Origin of the sequence: Pseudoduganella sp. S-14 (assembly GCF_049913285.1) — a bacterium.
GTDB lineage: Bacteria > Pseudomonadota > Gammaproteobacteria > Burkholderiales > Burkholderiaceae_D > Rugamonas.
This window is the reverse complement of the sequence record NZ_CP183991.1, coordinates 25,699-42,497: the sequence shown is the minus strand read 5'-3', so window position 1 is coordinate 42,497 and position 16,799 is coordinate 25,699. Positions and strand designations below refer to the sequence as shown.

The 16,799-nt window shown below is 59.4% G+C and carries 11 protein-coding genes and 1 pseudogene; 6 read left to right on the top strand and 6 right to left on the bottom strand.

Annotation, left to right across the window (positions count from 1 at the left end; translation table 11 throughout):
* Positions 1–103: 103 nt before the first annotated feature.
* The 5 genes and pseudogenes from ACN9MZ_RS00190 (at position 104) to ACN9MZ_RS00170 (ending at position 7,589) form a co-directional block, all read left to right on the top strand.
* Complete coding sequence (locus ACN9MZ_RS00190) at positions 104–2,857, top strand: type VI secretion system Vgr family protein (protein ID WP_426340349.1); 2,754 nt, start codon at positions 104–106, stop codon at positions 2,855–2,857.
* Positions 2,858–2,866: 9 nt separating this feature from the next.
* Positions 2,867–4,525 (top strand): esterase/lipase family protein, encoded by a 1,659-nt coding sequence (locus tag ACN9MZ_RS00185; protein ID WP_426340348.1) that lies wholly within the window; start codon positions 2,867–2,869, stop codon positions 4,523–4,525.
* A 1-nt stretch (position 4,526) separates the two neighbouring features.
* A pseudogene (locus tag ACN9MZ_RS00180) lies at positions 4,527–5,573 on the top strand (T6SS immunity protein Tli4 family protein); the annotation flags it as partial.
* Between the two features lie 79 nt (positions 5,574–5,652).
* A protein-coding gene (locus tag ACN9MZ_RS00175) for an IS3 family transposase (protein ID WP_426338214.1) occupies positions 5,653–7,220 on the top strand; the annotation gives its coding sequence in 2 pieces (ribosomal slippage) (positions 5,653–6,091 and positions 6,091–7,220; 1,569 coding nt in all).
* 102 nt (positions 7,221–7,322) lie between these two features.
* Positions 7,323–7,589: a PAAR domain-containing protein gene (locus tag ACN9MZ_RS00170; RefSeq protein ID WP_426340347.1), complete on the top strand. Its 267-nt coding sequence runs from the start codon at positions 7,323–7,325 to the stop codon at positions 7,587–7,589.
* A gap of 23 nt (positions 7,590–7,612) precedes the next feature.
* On the opposite strand, the gene ACN9MZ_RS00165 is transcribed toward ACN9MZ_RS00170, so the two are convergent.
* From ACN9MZ_RS00165 to ACN9MZ_RS00155, 3 genes are read right to left on the bottom strand one after another with little or no spacing between them, the layout of a single operon-like run.
* Positions 7,613–8,899 (bottom strand): alanine racemase, encoded by a 1,287-nt coding sequence (locus ACN9MZ_RS00165; protein WP_426340346.1) that lies wholly within the window; start codon positions 8,897–8,899, stop codon positions 7,613–7,615.
* Complete coding sequence (locus tag ACN9MZ_RS00160) at positions 8,899–10,266, bottom strand: D-arabinono-1,4-lactone oxidase (protein ID WP_426340345.1); 1,368 nt, start codon at positions 10,264–10,266, stop codon at positions 8,899–8,901. Before ACN9MZ_RS00160 ends, ACN9MZ_RS00165 begins: the two co-directional genes overlap by 1 nt.
* Entirely contained in the window at positions 10,263–10,616 is a 354-nt protein-coding gene (locus ACN9MZ_RS00155; RefSeq protein ID WP_426340344.1) for a c-type cytochrome, read from the bottom strand. The genes ACN9MZ_RS00160 and ACN9MZ_RS00155 overlap by 4 nt, the downstream gene beginning before the upstream one ends.
* 227 nt (positions 10,617–10,843) lie before the next feature.
* Here ACN9MZ_RS00155 and ACN9MZ_RS00150 point away from each other — a divergent pair, with 227 nt between their 5' ends.
* Positions 10,844–12,907: a beta-galactosidase gene (locus ACN9MZ_RS00150; protein ID WP_426340343.1), complete on the top strand. Its 2,064-nt coding sequence runs from the start codon at positions 10,844–10,846 to the stop codon at positions 12,905–12,907.
* Positions 12,908–12,935: 28 nt separating this feature from the next.
* On the opposite strand, the gene ACN9MZ_RS00145 is transcribed toward ACN9MZ_RS00150, so the two are convergent.
* The 3 genes from ACN9MZ_RS00145 to ACN9MZ_RS00135 form a co-directional block, all read right to left on the bottom strand.
* The gene (locus tag ACN9MZ_RS00145; RefSeq protein ID WP_426340342.1) at positions 12,936–13,514 is read right to left on the bottom strand and encodes a PEP-CTERM sorting domain-containing protein; all 579 of its coding nucleotides are present in this window, start codon (positions 13,512–13,514) and stop codon (positions 12,936–12,938) included.
* A 29-nt stretch (positions 13,515–13,543) separates the two neighbouring features.
* Positions 13,544–15,901 (bottom strand): dockerin, encoded by a 2,358-nt coding sequence (locus tag ACN9MZ_RS00140; RefSeq protein WP_426340341.1) that lies wholly within the window; start codon positions 15,899–15,901, stop codon positions 13,544–13,546.
* A gap of 189 nt (positions 15,902–16,090) precedes the next feature.
* Positions 16,091–16,759, bottom strand: a complete 669-nt coding sequence (locus tag ACN9MZ_RS00135) for a TetR/AcrR family transcriptional regulator (RefSeq protein ID WP_426340340.1) — start codon at positions 16,757–16,759, stop codon at positions 16,091–16,093.
* Positions 16,760–16,799 lie beyond the last annotated feature (40 nt).

The window sequence follows — 16,799 nt, the reverse complement described above, 5'->3', positions numbered from 1 at the left end:
GTGTAGTCCTGTACTTCGCACATGATTTGCTGAAGATCAACGTCGACATTTTTTACGCGTGCAAACATAGGCTCTCGCGTCAACCAGACGAACGGAGCCCGCCGTGGACAATGCCCTGCTCAGTTTCTTCCAGCAAGACAAGGATCTGATCACTGACAACCGCCCATTGCGCCTGCGACTGGCTCACCCGACACAGATGCTGGAAGACGTGCTCTTGCCGCAAATGGTGCAGGGCACCGAAGCAATCTGCGGCAGTATTGAGTACCGCATCATGTGCGTCTCGCTCGACGCCTTCATTCCGCTGAAGGAATTGATCGCACTGCCGGTTGCAATCGACATCGTCACCGATTGCGGAGACTTGCGCAGCATCTGCGGCATCGTCACCGAAGCCCGCGCCGGCGACAGCGATGGCGGGTTGGCCAGCTACCAGCTGGTGCTGCGTGACGCGCTCTCCATCATGGAGAAGCGCACCAATACCCGTGTGTTCCGCAACAAGAACGAAGTGGAAATCGTAACGTTGATCCTGGATGAGTGGATACAGACGAACCCCATCATCGGAACCTGCTTCCACTACGAGATGGATGATTTGTTCGCGCACCTGATCTACCCGCAGCGTGAATTCACCATGCAGTACAACGAGTCGGACGCCGCCTTCATCCGGCGCCTGCTCAAGCGCCGCGGGATTGCATGGTACTTCCGTGCAGATGGTAGCGATTATCCAGCTCATACGATGGTGCTCTTCAATCACCCGGATAGCCTGCTGCCAAATGCCGCAGGCCTGGTGCGCTATCACCGCGATGCATCCACTGAAGAACGGGATGCCATCAATTCATGGTGTGCCGTTCGTACACTCCAACCGGCCAGCGTGACCCGCTTCAGCTGGGACTACAAGAATCCGCGGACCTCGGACTTTATGCTTGCCACTGCGCGAGGTAGCGCAGACCAAGGTGAGTCAGGCAACGAAATGGCAGCCAGCCTTGATGACTACCAAGTGCTGTCACCTCATGCGGGCAACGATTACGATGACTTATGCCGGATCGGCGAGCTGGCTATGAGCCGCCACGACTTCGATTCGAAGTGCTTTCATGGTGAGGGGAGCGTACGCTACATGTGCGCGGGCGAATACTTCACGCTTGAAGGCCACCCGGAGGTCGACGGTCACCCTGGTGCAGAGCGCGACTTTGTTCTGACGTCGATGCAGCTTGCAATTTCCAGCAACCTCGCCAAGGGAGTGGCGGAGCGAGTTCAACGTGTCTTCTCGCGCAATCGTTGGATCGCTGGCGAGGCGTTGGCGTATTTTGATCCACAACAATCCAGAACGCGCGTGAAAGTTGCTTTCACCGCAGTTCGGCGTGGAATTTCGATCGTGCCGGCATACGACCCTCGAGTCGAGGTTCCAAACGTTCCGATGCAAAGCGCCTTCGTTGTAGGCCCGGAGGGCGAGGAAGTTTATTGCGATGAACTGGGCCGCGTGAAGATCCGATTTCGCAGCACGCGGCCCTCCGATCATGAACACGCGCAAGGTGCGGGTTCCTCCGACCAAGATGTCGACTCGGCGTGGGTTCGAGTCGCGAACGCCTGGGCTGGAAACGGGCCAGGAAGCTTAAACCAGTGCGGGAGTTTGCACTTGCCACGTGTGGGTAGCGAAGTGTTGGTGGCTTTCCTCGCTGGCGATCCCGATAGGCCGGTCGTTGTCGGACAGGCCTACAACGAGATTGCACGACCACCAGCGCTGAGCCAAGCGGGAGGCTTACCAGTCAATCGATACGTTTCTGGCTTTCGAAGCCGCGAAATTCGAGGCAACGGAGCAAATCGCCTGCATTTTGACGATACGACCAACGAGATCAGTACGCAACTGGCGTGCGATCAAGCAAGTGCGCAATTAAACCTTGGCTTCATCACGCACGGTAGGACCGAAGGTGCTGGCGTAGCGCGCGGTGAGGGCGCCGAAATTACGACATCGCGCGCTGCGGTTGTCCGCGGTGAAGCGGGAGTTCTTATTGCCGCAGCCCCATTCACAACATCGAAGCGTGAAATGCTGGACAAGGAGCCTTGTCTTGGTGCGATCAGCCTCGCGCAGGCGGTCCACAGGCAGTTGGCCGAAGTTGCGGCCCAAGCTGCGGAAGACAACGTAGCATCAGGTTCGCTCACCGATATGGTCGAAAAGTTTGAAAAATGGACCAATAGTGGGGGCGAGCCGTTAGTCGCAATTTCTGCACGTGCCGGAATTGTCGCAAGTTCGGCAGAATCCATCGCATTTTCGTCGCAAACTGATACTCATGCGAACAGCGGTCGGGACATGCATCTAGGTGCGGGAGGTAGCCTTTTCGCCAGGGCCGCAAAGGGAGTCAGTGTACTGGCCTGCAAGCTAGGTATGAAGCTGATTGCTGCCAACGGGGACATCAAGATCAAGTCACAAAACGGAGTCATTGAAATATCGAGTTCCAAACAGATCAAGCTGATGGCCGACGAAAAGATCGAACTTCATTCGCCATCAATCAAGTTTGTTGCGCGGGGTTGTCAAATCGATTGCGGTGACGGGAAGATCATTCAGCAGAGTAGTGGCCCGCACACAATTAAGTCTTCAACGTTTGAGCATTTGAATGGTGGCGATGGCTCACCGGAGAAGTTGAACATTCCGCGGCAGGAAGTGGAACACGATCAACAAGTGCTCATAACGGATCTACAAACAGGGGAGCCTCTGTCGAATTGCCGGTATCGCATCAGCGTGGAGGACGGAAACACCTTTGAAGGTATCACAAATGTACAAGGACTAACCGAGCGATTTAGCTCGAAAGTGGCATTCGCACGCTACGAAATCGAGCTTCTTGACCAGGCTCGTCACGACCTGGGATGAGGAGAAAAGATGAGCGCTACGGTTAATACAAATCCGGCCTCGGGAGGTAAAGAAGGGACGGGCTTCTGTACGCCGAAGGAAGATAAGTCGCCACAGCGGTTCTGCGTTCCTGCGAAAAGGGTCATTCCGATCATATTCATTCCGGGGATCATGGGCTCGAATCTTCGTTTGTCTAAGAGTCGGCAGGAAAGGCTGAAAAAGTCGAACAATATCGCTTGGAATCCAGACAAGCCGACGGATATGTTGGATGCAAAAGATTACAGTCCTAGCCGACGCCAACTTGAATGGGATCAGCACGAGACGGGAGTCGAGATTTACGACCCGGTAAACAACCCAACTGGAAACCCTAAGGAAACAGCGGACCGGCGCCACGAAGCCGTCGAACTAAGCAAAGGCCTTAGGAAATCCTCTGATGCGAAGGTACTTCACGAAGATCCGGCGAATGAACGGAGCGATACAACTGCACGCAAACGAGGTTGGGGCGAGATATATTTTGGTAGCTATGGAGGGATACTTGATGCATGCGAGGTTTGCCTTAATGATCTGACCTCGACAGCGGTCTGGAGCAAAGTTTTGGACGTTGCCCCAACGGACTGGGGCGCCACCTCGAACTACTCGTTGAAACCGCTTACTCGCAAGGAGCGCGATGATGCACTAAAAGGATGTGTTTTCCCCGTGCACGCGATTGGATACAACTGGCTTCAGACCAATTTTCAATCCGCTTTGATCCTTAAGACACGAATCGAGGCGCTTATGGCGACGTACGTTTCAAACGGATTTGATTGCAGGAAGGTCGTGTTGGTTACACATTCCATGGGCGGCCTTGTTGCTAGAGCCCTCGTTCACCCGTCAGTCGGAAACTTTTCAGATAAGGTACTTGGAGTGGTTCATGGGGTGATGCCTGCAGTAGGGGCACCGGCGGCATACAAACGCATTCGATGTGGCTTCGAAGGGGCGGGAATTCTTGCTGCAATACTTGGGAATAATGGACCTGCAGTTACGTCTGTGCTAGCCAACTCTCCTGGTGGATTGGAGCTGCTTCCTTCTGACAAGTACGGAAATGGATGGCTCCGCATCGAGTCAGAGAACCACGAAGTAAAGACACTACCAGTCAATGGAAACCCTTATGAAGAAATTTACGGGTTGCGTGGAAAATGGTATGGGCTTTTGGTTGAAGAATGGTTGAATCCGGCTGGTATTCCTACTGCCGGGGTTGCGGCTACAACCGGCTATCTCGCAAACGCCCGTCATTTCCACCAAACGATCTCGGAGACGTACCATCCAGTAAGTTTTGCGCATTATGGCGTGGATGCGACTCGTCCCTCATGGGAAACGGTTTCTTGGAAGTGCGGGGCAAAAAATTCGCACGTGCATATGGATAATTGGCGTCTGGCCTCAGATGATGGCCGGGGTACGATGAGTTTTTTCACAGGTGAAAGCCGATACGGACTTCAAGTGATGGCAGCAGTAAAACTGGGCACCTCTAGGGGAGCCGGTGATCAGACCGTCCCTGCGAGATCAGCAGATATGCAAGCCAGGTCGGGCGTATTCAAAGGAATCTTCGAGCAAAGGGGGTATGAACATCAGTCCAGTTATAGCGACCCGAACGCTGTGAATTCAACGATTTACTGCATCGTAAGAATCGTTCAAACCATGAAATGGAGCTGATATGAAGCGCGTTAAATCAGCAATGGTTGCGTTCCAATTCATTACTTCTACCTTTGCGGTCCCAGCTTTAGCGCAGCATATTACAAAGGAGCCGAACGTGGGAGAGAAGCCGAGTAGGGTTCATCAGGTATATTCGAATACGCGACCAGTTTGTATCGGGCGGTATGTCATAGATGTTCCATCGACGGCCGAAGTCGCATACGGCCCCGCAAATGCGCCATATGCAATTGAGCGACTTCCAGGCGAGGCAGTGCGCTTTCTCGATATAGTCCAAGAGATTGTTCGAGACGCCGAGTCAAGAAAATCTCCATTCGCCATCGGGCCCGCATCGGCTCCAGGATCGAAAGTGGGAACGGTTGTTAAGGGCTTTAGCGATAGGCAAAAGATTGTTTATGGCGTTGACTCCAGTACTGGTGCGTTCTACCAGTTCCATTCAGTGGTGGTCGTTGGGAATGATGTGTATGTGCAGCATTATTCTTTTTTTGGCGAGGTCTCTGAACTGGGCAAGATAGAGGAAGAACTCAAATCAATTGGATCACATATTGTCCCGAGAAATTCCGAACTTCCGTTGGCCAAATCTGGAGTGTGCATTGACGGGGCGTTCGTGGTCGATGGCGGTCATAGTCATCACGAAATGAGCACGTTGGGTGTCCGCCTACGCGAATTTGCGGACGTTCATTTTTCGTTGGAGATGATCTTCAAGACCCGCCTCATCGATTCCGATGCACTTGAGCCGAGGCTACGCTCAGCAGAGGAGTTGGCCAAGGCAGCTGGAAACGGAGACTGGTATGCGCGAATAAAGCATCTTCGTCGTGGAGAACGGCGGATTGCGAATTGGACAGGTTTCGAGGCTCTGTTGCGAAGGCCACCTCAGGGAAAGTACGGTTCATTTCACGAGTTTGCATTCGTTAGCCAGGGCGAGCCGAACAACTTGGCACTCCCCGTCTTAACTCTTGATTTATATACGGGTGTGGAAGGGAACACTCTCGGTGGTCTACCTAGCCTCACAGACGACGAGGTCATCGAGTTATGGGACAGACTTACTGGCTCAATTCGCCCCCCCCGGTGTCAAAATAGTTGTCGCTCCGATAGATCTGAGAAAATGGGGGCGATAACAGGAGTGAGAAGTGGCACGGTACGGACAAGAATTCAAAGACAAAGCGGTGGCGCGATTGCTGCCACCGGAAAGTGCATCGATCAAGGATGTGGCCTTGTCGGTGGGCGTGAGCGAATCGACTTTGGAGCGCTGGCGCAGCGAGGCGTTGGCGAATCCAGCGCAACGCCGCGAATGGACGCCCGCCGCGCGGTTTGAAGCGGTGCTGGCGACATCCGCCATGGACGAGGCCAGCAAGGGTGCCTGGTGCCGCAGCAACGGCGTATATCCGCACGAGCTGGCGGTATGGCGCGAGCAGGCGATCAATGCGCTGGGCCAGCCGGGAGAAAAACGTTTGAGCGCAGCGGAAGCCAAGCAGGACAAGCGCCGCATCAAAGAGCTTGAGCGCGAGGTGCGCCGTAAGGACAGGGCATTGGCCGAAACTGCAGCCTTGCTGGTGCTATCAAAAAAAGCCGAGGCGATCTTCAGCAAGTACAAGGCCGAGGACGAATGATCGGCCTCGAAGATCGCCAGGCTCTGGCCCTGGAAATCCAACAAGCTTGCCAAGCCGGTGCCCGCTTGAGCGAGGCATGCGCGGCGGTCGGGCTGAGCGCTCGCACGCTGCAGCGCTGGCAGGCAAGCGGTGGATTGGTAAGCGGCGATCGTCGCCCGACGGCGGTACGCCCCATGCCATCGCATGCGCTGACGGATGATGAGCGCGCGGCGGTGTTGGCAGCTGCGAATGAACCGCGCTTTGCCGACATGCCGCCGGCGCGCATTGTTCCCATGTTGGCCGATGAGGGCATCTATCTGGCCAGCGAATCGACGTTCAGCCGCATCTTGCGTGCCCATGGCCAAGTGCGTCATCGCGGCCGTGCCAAAGCACCTCGTCAACAACGGCCGCCGACCACCCATGTCGCTACTGCACCCGGCCAGGTGTGGTGCTGGGACATGACCTACTTGCCGGCTGTAGTGGCGGGCCGCTGGTTCTACCTTTACCTGATCTTGGATCTCTATAGCCGCAAGATCATCGGCTGGGAAGTGCATGCCGAGGATGATGCCGACCACGCCAGTCATCTGGTGCGGCGCACGGCTTTGGTCGAGGGTGTCGCTATGCGCCACAACAAGCCGGTGCTGCATGGCGATAACGGCGCCACGCTGAAGGCGACCACGGTGCTGGCCATGCTGCATTGGCTGGGCATTAAGCCATCGTACTCGCGCCCACGTGTGAGCGACGACAACGCCTTCGCCGAAGCGTTGTTCCGTACCGCGAAGTACCGTCCGGAATTCCCTTCCAGTGGCTTCGCAGATCTGGCCGACACACGAGACTGGGCAGCCCGCTTTGTGCAGTGGTACAACTTCGACCACCGGCATAGTGGCATTCGCTATGTTAGTCCGGCGCAGCGACATGCGGGACTGGATACTGCCATTCTGGCAGCGCGGCATCGCCTGTATCTGTCCGCCCAGGCTCGCCACCCGGCTCGCTGGTCGGGCCATACCCGCAACTGGACGCCATGCGACGCGGTCACGTTGAACCCCGAACGGGATCTCGTCGTTTCCGTCGCTGCGAAGGAGATTCAAACTCAGCAAATTGCTGCTTGATTCAGGCGACAACTACCTTGACACGCGCCGGCCCGATCGTAGCAGACGCATCGCAATAAGCTGTCAACATCGATCATTACCTATGTCATGAAGGAGCCTTTTATGGCAGATGTCATCAGAGTTGGCGATCCGACCTCACATGGGGGGAAAGTAGTGAAGACCAGCGCTCCGCACGTGCGAGTTGGCGGTAAGCCTGTTGTCTTAGTTGGCGATAAGTGCATGTGTCCCATGACTGGCCACCAGAACTGCGTAATCATCAGCGGCAATAGTAACCATACGGTCAACGGCAAAGCCGTCGCCTATGAAGGGGACAAGACAAGCTGCGGCGCAACCCTTATTTCAACAGTCGTCACGTTCAGTTCGAGTTAGCGATTTGCTTGATGGGGACTGGATTATGGCATGGCTTGCATGACGGGCCAGCGTTCGGTGATTCGTCCATCTTCCATAACGGCGATAGCGCCGAATTGCTGCAGCACAGACTCGCTTTGCCGCGGACGGAAGAAAACATAATCATCTACCTGCAATTGCTGCGTCCCCGATCCCAGCAAGGCCTGCTGGTTCGACGAATTCCCATAGAGACCGCTGGTCGCGAGGCCGGCCGGCGATACTGGATCAGCCATCCAGTTGCCGCCATAGACAAAGTACACATGCTCCTGATTCACATCCCATGCGCGCGCCGCATCGCCCAGAATCTCTACGCCGATCGGCATCTGGAACCGTCGATCCGCCTTCAGCACCGGCGTAGCAATGAAAGCCGCTGGCGATAGATCTTGCAGCAATTCAGTATCAAAGTCGCTCGGTTTAACGAGCGCCGAGCCCAGCGCAATTTCATTGGCAGCGCCGCTGCCGTCATGCAGGCGGTAGGTTGGCGAGCCACCAGCATTGAACACTATCGCGTCTGCCGTTCCCGATGCATGCAAGCCTTGCGTAGCAATCCCCGCATACTCGCGATAGATGGCTTTAGCCTCTGCCAGGGCCTTCTCCCGCAAGCTCGCCAAAGGAAGCTTGGCAACGTGCGCGTCATATCCCATCATGCCTGCCCATTTCAGGCGAGGTTCCTCACGCAGGAGCGACAGCATCTGCTGAAGCATCTGAGCGTTATCCACGCCACCGCGGTGCAGGCCCACATCGATCTCCAGGCTGACGCGCATATCCACCTGCTGCGCGCGCGCCAGGTCGCGATACTGTGCCAATCGCTGCGGCGTATCCACCAGCCACTGCAACTGCCGCTGCGGCCGGAACTGCCCGCCCTGGAAACTCCGATAGAATTCCGCCGCGGCATCAACAGGGAGAGGCTTGCCCAGCAAAAGATCCACATCCCCGCGCTGCGCGGCGAATTGCTGCAGGTACGGCAGGTTGAACACCATCATCCGGCGCGTCTGGATGGTTTGCATCAGCAAGTCCAGCAAGGGCATGCAGGGCAGCGACTTGGCCACGAGACGCAGCGGCAAGCGGCCATCGATGTTGCGCATCACCTGGCGCGCATTGACCAGCAGGCGGTCGCGGTCGATCACCATGGTAGGCGTGGCAATTCCCGCCGCGCGCAATGCCTTGGAAGCACGCGCAAAGTAATCGGCGTGCGGTGCGCCTTTGTCACGTGGCCGCACCGCCAACGCAACAGCACCTACCAGGCCAGCGCCGATGGCCGTGATCACAGCACGCCGTTTCAACGCCACCATTACGCCACCCCGAACATTGAACGCAAGTGCGGATTGAGCATCCGCCCCTGCGGGTCCATCTGCTGGCGCAACGCCAGGAAGTCGTTCCAGCGCGGATAAAGCGCAGCCAGGTCCTTCGCCGTCAGGTTATGCAGCTTGCCCCAGTGCGGCCTGCCGCCATGCTTGCGGAAGATCGGACCGAGTTCGGTCACCAGATAGTCGTAGGGCTCTCCATGCGCCGCATGCACGGCAATGGAACAACTGTCTCGCTGATGGAAGGGGCTGAGCCAGGCATCGTCGCCCTTGATGAAGCGGAACTCCATCGGAAAGAACACCTCATTGCGCTTTTCAAGCGCAGCAATGATCTCCTTTACGCAAGCGATACCCGCCTCGCGTGGCACGTGATATTCGGTTTCGTTGAAGCGCGTGGGCCGCACCGTGGAAAGCAGCTTCCACGAACGGTTCTTCGCTTCCTCGGTCAGATCCGGATCGATCAGCTTGCCCGCGGCCCAGCGCCGCAAGTCGGGAAACTTGCCCAGCCAGTCGCGCATCTTGCGCAGGTCGCTCAGCATCTCCTCGTCCTGCGAATGCGGAACCAGCACATCGCTGCCCTGGTACTCGTCATGCGCAATACCCGCCGCATAGCCGGTGAAGGGCAGGTAGTAGAACTCGAAATGCCGATGCTTGCGCGCCAGCTCGCCCGCCTGCTCCAGCATTTCGCCAACTGGGCGCAGCCACACCTTGCGGTGCAGGCTGAAGGATGGCACGACCCGCATGGTCGCCTGCGTGATCACCCCCAGGCTGCCGAGGGAAACGCGTGCCGCTGCCATTTGCTCGGGGTGGCGCTCCTGGTCCCACTCCACCACATCGCCTTGCGGCGTGACCAGGCGCAGCGCCATCACGTCTGCATGCATCGCCTGCAGGTTCGCCCCGGTTCCGTGCGTGCCAGTGCTGATGGCTCCCGCCAGCGACTGCATGTCGATGTCCGGCAGGTTGCGCAAGGCCAGCCCGACGCCATCGAGCTGGCGCGAGATGCCAGCCAGGCGCGTGCCCGCGCGCAGCGTGGCCGTCATGGCAGCCTTGTCATGCGCCAGCACGCCGGACATGCGCTCCAGCGAAACTATCGTGCCGTTGGTGGGTACCAGGGGGGTGAAGGAATGGCCTGCGCCAACGCAGCGCACCGTGCCGACGGCATTACGCAGCAGGCCTGCCAGCGCCTGTTCGTCGGCCGGCGTGGCCAGCGACTGCGCTTGGCATTGCTGCGCTTCCGACCAGTTCTTCCAGCGGAAGGGACGCGGTTGCATCGGTGCTGCTTGTACACGATTCGCAAGCAGGCCCGCCGCTGCAGCCATGGCGCCGGCTTTCAGGAACAGGCGGCGTTGCTTCACGTTCCGCTCCTTGCCATGAAGAGAGTGAGGGCGCGCAGGTCGTCTGCGCTGCAGTCATTGCACTGGCCCATGGCCGGCATGGCGTTGAAGCCATCGCTCGCATGTCGCACCAACTGGTCAACGCCCTTGTCGAGACGCGGCTTCCAGTGCGGCGCGAAGCCGGCAAGTGGCGCCCCGCTGCCGCTTCGTGCATGGCACACCATGCACGAACGCTCGTAGCGCTCTGCCAACCGTACATCGCCCGGCCGTGCCGTATCAGCCCATTGCAGGTCGGCCGCAGCCGGCTCCTGTTTGGCCGCAGAGCAGGCACACAGGCCTGCCAGCATCGCCATGCCCAACAACGCTCGCATCGATTCCCCTTGTTCAAGTGGGACAACGTCAAATGAGAATAACGATGAACTTTGAAAAAAACAATGTTTTTATCCAGGTGCCGCAAATCCCTTGTCGAAAAGCTACAAATTAATCCCGGGACTGTTGATTTTCATTCCCGTCGTTGGTTCATTTCGCAATTGCGGGAGCAAGCATGGGATTTCAGAATACCTGGGGATATCCACCTGAGTTCCAAGCACGTGAATCTATGAAAATCAGCAGGATCGCCGCCCTCTGCAGCCTGGCTTTCGTAATGGCCGGCTTTTCATTCGCACCTGCGACGGGCGCCAGTTTGCCCCCTGGCTGGCCCGGTGCCGGACAACTGTTCGTCGGGACCAATTACCAGCCTTTCGACCGCAGCGGACGGGAACAGATCGAGCATGATATCCAGCGCATGAAGGAGGCCGGCTTCAGGGTAGTGCGCATGGGCGACCTGTCGTGGGATTCGTTCGAGCCGAGGGAGGGAAAATTTGACTTCACGCTCTTCGACTGGATCATGGACCGCATGCACGCCGCCGGACTCAAAGTCATCCTGGACATTCCCGGCCAGCCCGCGCCGATGTGGCTGCACCGGAAGTACCCGGGCGTCAATCTTGTTGACGAACGCGGTGCGCGCCTGGACCCGGCGGAACGCTACATGGACGATACCAGCGACCCGGACTACCGGCGTTTGCTGGTGCGCCTGGCAGATACGATGACCAAACGCTACGCCAGGCATCCGGCCCTGTTCGCGATCGGTTACAACAATGAAAGCGGCAATGGCATGGTGTCGTATTCCGAGGCCGACCGCCTGCGCTTCATTGCCTGGCTACGGCGAAAATACGCAAGCCTGGATGCGTTGAACAAGGCCTGGGCCACGCAGCGCTGGTCGCGCCGGCTGGGCGCATGGGACGACGTACGCCTACCCTATAAGGAAGACGTCGGGCCCTACGAGCGCTACCTCGACATGCGCCGTTTCTGGTCCGACCAGACCGTCGAAGTCCTCGATTCCCTGGAAGCCGTTCGCAGGAAGAACGTGCCGGACAAACCCGCAATCTCGAACTTGTGGGACAGCTCCGGACGCAAGGGCTTCGACATGCTGGCTACCTATCGCCGCTACGTGAGTTACGGAGCAATGGGCTTCTACCCGGGCGATCCTTTGAGTTCGGCATTCGAGGCGACCATGATGCGCGCCGCAATGGATACTCCAATCTGGTTCAACGAATTTACTGCCGGCGGCCCAGGCTATTACGGCACGCCCGGGCGCTCGCGCATGTGGGCGCACTTCGGCCTGCTTCTTGGCGCGCAAGCGGTGATGCCGTGGACATGGCATAGTCATCATGGCGGAGAAGAGCAGGCCTTGTTTGGCCTGGTCGACCATGACGACCGGGCTTCCTGGAAGCTTGGCGAGTTCGAAGACATCGCCAGGGAATTCCGCACCCTGGAGAAGCTGGGTTTCCCGCGCCTGCCGAAGCCTGATGTGGCCATCGCCTACGCCTTCGATAACATGGTTGCCACCAATTTGCCCAAGGCGGGCATGTCGAACTCGGTGCGGTCTTACATCAACCCCGGCTACATGAAGCAGGCGCACGGCGCGTACGAGCCGCTGTTCAAGGATAATGTCGATGTGGCGGTGATTCATATTGGCCACGAGGACCTGGGGCGTTACAAGCTGGTGATTGTGCCCGGCATGTACCTGCTCGACAGCGCATCGCTCGCCAACCTGCGCAAGTTTGTCGCCGACGGCGGCACGGCGATCATGACCGCGCAATCGGCCAAGGTGAACGATCATAGCCAGTGGCACGACACCCCCCTGCCCGGCGGCCTGACCGACGTATTCGGCCTGCGTACCAATGAGTTTTACAACGCCGGTGCGTTGCAGCTCACGGTCGGCAGCGAAACAGTCAAAGGCGAGTTTGGCGGATACGAGGTGCTGGAACCCTCTACCGCTGAAGTACTGGCGCGTTTCGAGAGTCTTGACGGCAAGCCGCCGGCCATCACTGTCAACCGGTTTGGCAAGGGCAGGGCGATCTATGTGGCGACTGCAGCGCAGGCGCCGGTGATGCGGTCGTTGTACCGCCAGCTCTATGCGAGCCTGGGGATCACGCCGGGGCCGAAGACGCCTGACGGCGTCTATGCGCGCACTGTTGACGGCAGGGTGCTGTACGTGAACACAAGCAGCGAAGCCAGGGATGTGGAGATTGATGGGGCGATGCGTGGCGTTCTCACAGGACGGACGTGGGAAGGCAAGCTGCATCTGGCGCCGCTGGGCGTCGACCTTCTGCAAAAGTAAGGCGGGCGCGTGGCCCGCCCGCCGGGAATCAGCGACGGCGCCGTGCCAGTCCAGAGGCGGCCAGGCCGGCCAGCAGCAGCGTCAGCGTGCCAGGAAGCGGCACAGCGGCTGCCGCTTCCACGTCGATGTTGTCGAGCTGGTTGAAGGCGCCGGAACCCAGGCGCAGTTCCGCGATGCCGTTCAGCGCCGTGCTCCACGTTCCCGCGTCCGCGATGGTCCCGAGCAGCTTTCCATCGGCCGAGACGGCACTCCAATCGGCGAAGTAATCAAAACTCTTCAAGTTGAACAACCCGCCGCCAACACGGGTCAGCGTAACGAAGGTATCCGGGCCGTTGTCCAGGCCATCGTGCCAGTTGAACGTCTGCGGCTCGAACGTGCCGGTGCCAATGTTGGCTGAACCGGGGATTGCGTTGGGCGCATGCAGCGTCAGCCGGAAGCCTGCTTCCACGTAGCTCAGGTCGGGGCCGGCATAGCTCATGCCGTCCGCCAGGGGAAAGCCGTCGCCATACATAATTTCGGTCAGGTTATCGAAGCTCAGGACAGTTGCGCTTGCGCTGCTTGCCGCCATGCCGATGACGGTGGCGGCGAGGATGGTATTGAATTTCATGGGGTCTCCGAAAAATGTGGTTGCCGACATCAGTAGCTGAACACGACGCCGCGGCCAGCGGCGCTGGCGAATACGCGCCCCGGCACGGCCTGGTCGGCAGCCAGGTTGCCAAGGCCGGCATACTGGTGCTTGTCGTCATTGATCCGCCGCCAGTTCGCGCCGCCGTCGTCGGAGCGGTGCACGCCCCATACGCCGTTGATCGTGCCTACGATGTAGATGGTGGAGGAGTAGCTCGCGCCAGCCGGCGCCTTGCCCAGTGCGATCGAAGTTGCGCCATAGACGTCCGGGTACATCCACGTCGGCTTGCTGCCCCAATCCGGCGCCGTGACATTCAGCCTGGTCCAGGTCGCGCCGGAATCCGTGGAGTGCAAGATGCTGAAGCCGTCGGCCACCCAAATATCGCCTTCCGCGTTGGGATTGACGGCGATCGAGGTATGGCTGAAATCGGCCACCAATGCACCGGCGCCGATGAACGCCGCACTCTCCGTGAAGGTATGGCCGCCATCGGTCGAATACCAGAAATGTGCGGTATCGGACCACTGGTTCCACCATGCCCCGCCCGAGTTGTAGGCGTAAACCTTGTCCGGATTCTTGCGGTCGGCAACGATGCGGTAGCCGCGGCCGATGCCCACGGCGCTGAGGGCCGGCAGGTTGGTGTAGGACCAGCTCGCGCCGTTATCGGTGGTGTAGGCTGGCCGCGAGTTGGCAGGAGCCCAGACCATGTGGCCCGGCTTCGTTACCGCGATATTGGATTCGCCGCCCTGGTTAGCCAAGGCGTCCGGATGGTTGGCGGCAAACGCGGTCCACGTTACCCCGGAGTCGGTGGAGTAGGCGCCGGCGACGTTGGGCGTATTCCAGACCGGGGTGCCGATCGCCGCGATGTATGAGGGCGTGGACCACGCCATGTCGGCGCTGTTGCCGTTGCCGAACCAGCCGCGCGGCCCGCGCGTCGGCGTCTTCAGGAGTTCGGTCTGCACATGCATGCCGATATCGCCCGAACTTCTCAGCAAGGTGTAGTTGGCGCCCTTGGGTGGCGTCATCAGGGCCAGCGTGGCGGTTTCCTCGAGGCCGTTGACGTCCAGGTTCCAGCCCGGGGCAGCAGCCGACGCATTGTTGGTGCCCCAGACGCCGCCGCCGAACACGTGCAGGATGCGCTCCGGGTTATGCGGATCGATTTCGACGTCGTCGATCCAGCCGGAGAAGTCGACGCCCGACGGGGTGTGCGGCGTCATGGAGGCGATTTCGCGCCAGGTCTGGCCGGCATCGTCCGACAGCTGGACGATCGGCTGGCCCTGCCAGTTGCCCCAGGAATTCGTGACGCCCAGCGCAATGCGAGTCGTCGGCCCGGTGCCATGGACGGACAGGCCGCCAAGGCCAAAGTTTACCCACTGCTCGGTATCGTATCCCTTCAGCAGGCTCCAGCTGGCGCCGTCGAACTTGTACAGCCGTGCCGGGCCGCCGGCGCCGGGCCCCATGTCGCGGGTGAACACCATGTAGATCATGCCGTCCTTGGCGCGAACCATATGCGGAATGTGGTAGCCAGCCACCGGCGTCGGCACGCCGGTCCAGCTCACGCCGCCGTCGGTCGACTTGTACAGGTTGTAGCCCAGTCCTGCCGCGGCGGCATAATCCGGCCCGACGGACACGTAAAGGCCCTGCGTGGCCGTGCCGGAGCCCGTGTTCGAGGTATCGAACAGCACGCCCTCGATGCCGGCGGCCGTGCGTCCGGGCAGGGCCGGGATCTGGTCGGCCGGATACTGGAACGAAGACAGCGACGTTACCTGCGCCCAGTTCTGGCCGAAGTCGCTGCTCTTCCACAAACCCGACGTGCGCGAGCCGTAGTACAGGGTGGACGGCTGGTTCGGATCGACCGCCAGCCGCTCGCCGATGGCGCGGCCAGGATCGTTGGAACCGACGCGGAAAGGCAGGTCGGCGTGGGTCCAGTTGTTGCCGCGGTCGGTGGATATGTAAAGGCGTCCATTGCTGCCGGACCAGTCATACATGCCGGTGACCAGGTACACGCGTTGGTCGTCGTTCGCGTCCAGCGCGATGCTTTCGGCGCCGTTGAAGAACTCTTCCCGGACACCGAAGCCATCGGTGATCGGAATCCACGCCGAGGTGCCCGCATCCCAGCGATAGCTGCCCCCCATATCGGTGCGCGCGTACAGGACGTCAGGGCTGGTGGGGTGAAAGACCAGGCCGGTCACATAGCCGCTGCCGCCGTACTTCACGTTCATCCAGCGCGTACCCGGCGCTGCAGCGGCGGTGGAGCTGGTAGTAGCGGTGGCTGCGAAAGCAGGCGCCTGGGCGGCGGGACTGCTGCCGCCGCCACAGCCTGCCGCCAGGCCTGCCACGAGGCAGGCGAGGGCGAGGGTTTGCATCTTCATCCTTAACTCCAAGAAAATTGTAGAACTGTGATTGTTGGAATGGCGGACCTGCCGGCCCGGCTTTACAGGCTACGTGGCAGCAGGACGCAGTTCTCGCAATCGCGGCGACAAAACTTGGAATGTGCAGGAAGTTGAAGAGATTGACGCAGTATTGGAAGGCGAGCGGAGCCGGCGCCCGCAAGCAGGCCATTACCGGCTGTTCGGGAAGGTTGACGGCTGGAAACGATGCAGGATGCCGGTCAGCAGAACATCTATCAGCGCATCCAGGTGCCGATTGAATTCGTCATGCTCGAACCAAGGCTCGTTCTCCCCGAATACCAGGCGCAACGACACCATGCCGTGCAGGCCTTCCCAGAAAATCTGGGCGGTCGCCTCCGCCTGGTCCGGCGGGATCTGGCCGGTGTTGACAAGATCGACAAAAAGCTGGCAGGCAAAGGCATAGGGATCTTGCGCCTGGTTGCCATGTTCGACGCGCGAGCTTTCCACTGGCGCATGCGGCCGGCGCTCCATGAAGACCAGCGCGTACTGGTCGGGATGGCGCATGCCGAAGGTCACGTAAGCCCGGCCTACGCGGCGGATGTTCTCGAGCAGGGGCAGCTTCGCATCCACGGCGTTGCGCATGGCCTTGACCAGGTCGAGCAGGTCGCTGTCCATCGCCTGGGTAATCAGCGTAGCTTTGTTCTGGAACAGGTTGTAGACCACGGTTGTCGAAAAGCCGGCCTTCTCCGCCACCTTGCGAAGCGTGATCTCGCGTGCACCGCCTGCCTTGATCAAGGCACGTACGGCCTTGATGATGTCTTTGCGGCGCTGCTCGGACTCACGCAGTTTTCGAAGCTCTACGCTGTTGGACTTGTTCATTCGGTTTTTCTCAGGTTCGCTCTACGCGACCGAGACTAGC